Origin of the sequence: Okeania sp. SIO1H4 (genome assembly GCF_010672695.1) — a bacterium.
Classification (GTDB): domain Bacteria; phylum Cyanobacteriota; class Cyanobacteriia; order Cyanobacteriales; family Microcoleaceae; genus Okeania; species Okeania hirsuta.
Map to the genome: position 1 here is coordinate 1 of NZ_JAAHGB010000149.1, position 4,048 is coordinate 4,048.

3 protein-coding genes and 1 pseudogene are annotated in these 4,048 nt (G+C 35.2%); 1 reads left to right on the forward strand and 3 read right to left on the reverse strand.

Going from position 1 to position 4,048, the window contains the following annotated elements:
• Window positions 1-448 precede the first annotated feature (448 nt).
• Window positions 449-1,975, forward strand: coding sequence for a ferredoxin:protochlorophyllide reductase (ATP-dependent) subunit B (gene bchB / locus F6K06_RS33165; protein ID WP_124144374.1), 1,527 nt, complete (start codon window positions 449-451; stop codon window positions 1,973-1,975).
• 192 nt (window positions 1,976-2,167) lie between these two features.
• On the opposite strand, the gene F6K06_RS33170 is transcribed toward bchB, so the two are convergent.
• The 3 genes and pseudogenes from F6K06_RS33170 to F6K06_RS33180 all read right to left on the reverse strand — a co-directional run.
• Window positions 2,168-2,611: a hypothetical protein gene (locus tag F6K06_RS33170; RefSeq protein ID WP_287309123.1), complete on the reverse strand. Its 444-nt coding sequence runs from the start codon at window positions 2,609-2,611 to the stop codon at window positions 2,168-2,170.
• Between the two features lie 96 nt (window positions 2,612-2,707).
• Window positions 2,708-3,388: a hypothetical protein gene (locus F6K06_RS33175; RefSeq protein WP_287245255.1), complete on the reverse strand. Its 681-nt coding sequence runs from the start codon at window positions 3,386-3,388 to the stop codon at window positions 2,708-2,710.
• 446 nt (window positions 3,389-3,834) lie between these two features.
• Window positions 3,835-4,048: pseudogene (locus tag F6K06_RS33180) on the reverse strand (hypothetical protein); the annotation flags it as partial.

Sequence of the window (4,048 nt, forward strand, 5' to 3'; positions counted from 1 at the left end):
TTTAGGCGCGCTATGTAAGGATTATGAAGTCTATTCAGATGTAAGTGAAGCAATGATTTATGGCTGATTAATCCAACTCATGGTCAAGGGACTAGCTAATTTAAGATTTACTTTATGAATCAGCTCTTAGCCAAGAAAATCACTACTTGTAGGACATTACCTGATTTTTTTCTGGAGAGCGATCGCACACTATAAACAAGCGATCGCTTTTTTCATATACCTATATCAAACAATTGTCAACCCCTAATTTACACAAATTAACTAAAAAATTAAGAATACTTAAATAAAACAAAATTTTATTGCTTTACTGACAAACTGAGTTCCTAGTTGATGGGATAACCTGAAAAAATATTGTTCAAAAAGTCCCGTTAAATGAATAAAGACATCAAAATTTGAGACAATCAAAGTAACAAATCTATAACAGTTAACAAAAAACGGAGAAAATTAGATGAAATTAGCCTACTGGATGTATGCAGGTCCCGCTCACATTGGCACATTGCGCGTTGCCAGCTCTTTCAAAAACGTTCACGCCATAATGCACGCTCCCCTCGGTGACGATTATTTCAATGTCATGCGCTCTATGTTAGAAAGAGAACGTAATTATACACCAGTCACCACCAGTGTAGTTGACCGTAATGTATTGGCGCGGGGTTCTCAAGAAAAAGTGGTAGATAATATCATCCGTAAAGACAATGAAGAAGCTCCTGATTTAATTGTTCTTACTCCTACCTGTACTTCCAGCATTTTGCAAGAAGACCTAGAAAATTTTGTCGAACGCGCTCAAATAGATGCCAAAGGTGATGTAATGCTGGCAGATGTTAACCATTACCGCGTTAACGAACTCCAAGCAGCGGATAGCACTTTGCAGCAAATCGTTAAATATTATATTGAGAAGGCGAAAAAGAAAGGGGAACTTCCAGAAGGGAAAACTGAAAAACCTTCTGTTAATATTATTGGCGTTTCTACCCTGGGTTTTCACAACCAACATGACTGCACCGAGTTAAAACGCTTAATGGCAGATTTAGGTATCGAAGTTAATGAAGTCATTCCCGAAAGTGCTTCTGTTCACAATTTAAAAAATCTACCTCGCGCTTGGTTTAATCTCACACCCTATCGCGAATTGGGGATAATGGCAGCTAAATATTTAGAGTCAGAGTTTGGAACTCCTTATATTGACATTACTCCTATGGGTGTGGTGGAAACTGCTCGTTGTATTCGTAAAATTCAGCAGGTGGTTAATGCTCAAGGTGCCAATGTTGACTATGAGGAATTTATTGATAATCAAACTTTGCACGTTTCTCAAGCAGCTTGGTTTTCTCGTTCCATTGACTGTCAAAATTTAACTGGTAAAAAAGTTGTGGTATTTGGGGATAATACTCATGCTGCTGCTCTGACAAAAATTTTGGCGCGGGAAATGGGTATTCATGTAGTTTGGGCAGGTACTTATTGTAAATATGATGCTGACTGGTTCCGGGAACAGGTGAGTGAATATTGCGATGAAGTTTTAATTAGTGAGGATAATGGAGAGATTGGGGATGCGATCGCTCGTGTGGAACCTGCCGCGATTTTTGGTACACAAATGGAGCGTCATGTTGGTAAGCGGTTGAATATTCCTTGTGGTGTAATTGCTGCACCAATTCATATTCAGAATTTTCCCATTGGTTATAAACCGTTTATGGGTTATGAGGGAACTAATCAAATTGCGGATTTGGTTTACAACTCCTTTACTTTGGGAATGGAAGACCACCTGTTAGAAATATTTGGTGGGCATGATACTAAGGAGGTTATTACTAAGAGTATTTCTGCTGATTCTGATTTGAATTGGACGAAAGAAGCAAAAGCAGAGTTGAATAAGGTGCCTGGTTTTGTTCGGGGTAAGGTGAAGCGAAATACAGAAAAGTTTGCGAGAGAACGTGGTATTGGGGAGATTTCTTTAGAAGTTATGTATGCTGCCAAAGAAGCTGTTGGTGCGTAGTTAATTGTTAATTTTAGTGGGGTGGGTTTTCCATCCCAGTCTATGTGTTTTATCATTTTCTTTGTGGGTTTAATACCCCACCGTCTACAGGGTGTTCAAAATTACTTGGGGTTAGAATCCCCATGTAATTTTCCTCCTGTCTCCTGTCTCCTGTCTCCTGTCTCCTTCTTCAAAAATTTTGTTTAGCAATAATTATGCTTTCTCTTTTTCTTCTTTAGGCTTTCCGTAAAGGTGTAGTGTCACTTTTCCCGTTACCTTTACTTGTTCATTAGTTAGCTGTTCTTCAATCTCTTCTGTTATCCAATTCACGAATTGTTTATAAGAGTTTTTCCTAAACTTCCAGCCTTTTTCACTATTTGTTTTACTATTAAAGTTTTGATTATTAGGTATTAAATTTAGAATTTGCTCTGAAAATTGGTTTTCTTTTGGATACTCTTCAATCCATTCAAAAGGAGGATAACGCATATTATCTATCAATAATTCATAAGCCGTCTTTAAATATTCAAAAGAATCTATAGATGATTCATTACTGCTATTTTCAATTTTCATCTTTTCATAAGTTTCTTTGGAGCAAAGTAGAGATTTATCTATCTTCAGTTCGTCGTATTTATTAATTGCATTGTAAAAATTCATCAAAAATTTAGCACCATCTATACCAACTAACTTAATTATTCCTGTACTACTAGACAGTGAAGTTAGATTAGTATCAAAATGTTCTACATTATCTGTGATTTATTTTTGGAGAGTAGCAGAAAATCTCTTAATTCCTATGATTGGAGAGGTGATACTTTCTGCTAATATTCTATACAAAACTAATGAATTTTTACTGGGAGGAATACTTCCTAAAACTAAGCCTAAACCATCTATGATTACAGCAATTATTAAAGAAGCAACAGCGATCGCTTCTCTTTCTTGGTAAACCTTAACAAAAGGAATTAAAAAAGCTTCAGAATTTTCATAATCAGAAAATTGTGGCTGTGATACTTTATAAGTTTCAGGAATAGCACTCCATGCTTCTAAGTTTATATCGTAGATTTCTTTTGGTTTTAATTTTTGTTCTTGAATTTCTTGTGCAGAGAGAGCGAGTAGATTGTTAATTCTATTATCCTGTGCAATGTTTTTAATTTCATTAATTTCATCTTGTACTTTTTCCTTTTCAAACGTCAATTTTTGACATTCTGCTCCACAACCAGGAGGATTTCCTCTAATGCCATTTATTTCATCCTGTATTCGCCTTTCCAATTCAGATTTTTGCGCTTCTAACCTTGGAAGTTTATCTGTAAAATTACTTTTAACTTTTCTCACTAAACTATTATGAGCTTGTATTTTTTTAGGAGAGTTTTTTGTTAGTTCGCCACCTAAAGTTTCATCATAAATAAAAAATAAATTGCAGTAGATACTCACTATAGTCAAAACTAGAATTGAAAACCACCTTCTTTTAGGACCTCCATTTCCTGCTTTGAAAATTAAAAGTAATATGAGTAAAAATTGAAAAGTTCCACCAAGAAAACCAGAGAGTATTTTACTGGACTTTGAGAAAACGATCGTAGCTACTCTTACAGTCGTATAGCCACTAACTAACTGTAATATTACTAGGCATACAGTAAGGGAGTTTGTGCTTTTTATTCTAGCTATAAAATCCCATGTAAGATGTTTTTTCAGTGTGAGAAAAAAGTCTCTTGATAGATTTATTTCTTCTAACTTCTGTTGGTTATTTGAACTATCACCATTTGGAGATTCTTCCTGTTGAGTTAGACTTGGACTTTGGACAAAAAGAAAAAGTGGTTAGCGTAAGTATTACACTAACTAATCGGTGATTGTATTAGAAATCAAATCTGGAATTATCTTCGTTTCTCACATTATTTATCATCCTGAAGATCATAGGATGGGTCTGGTTCAATTTCTCCACCAAAACAAATATCTAAATAACTTTCTTGAAGGGAATGAACAACTCTCTCCAACTCATCAATAAGATTCCTTCGAGTCATTTTTTCAACTGCATCAATATGAGCTTCACTTCCCCCTTTTCCTAAATACTTATATTTAGTTTTTTTCTGACTATCAGTAGCCATA

Excerpts from the sequence above, each read along its gene's own strand:
- bchB (WP_124144374.1), top strand. The coding sequence starts at position 449 with ATGAAATTAGCCTACTGGATGTATGCAGGTCCCGCTCACATTGGCACA.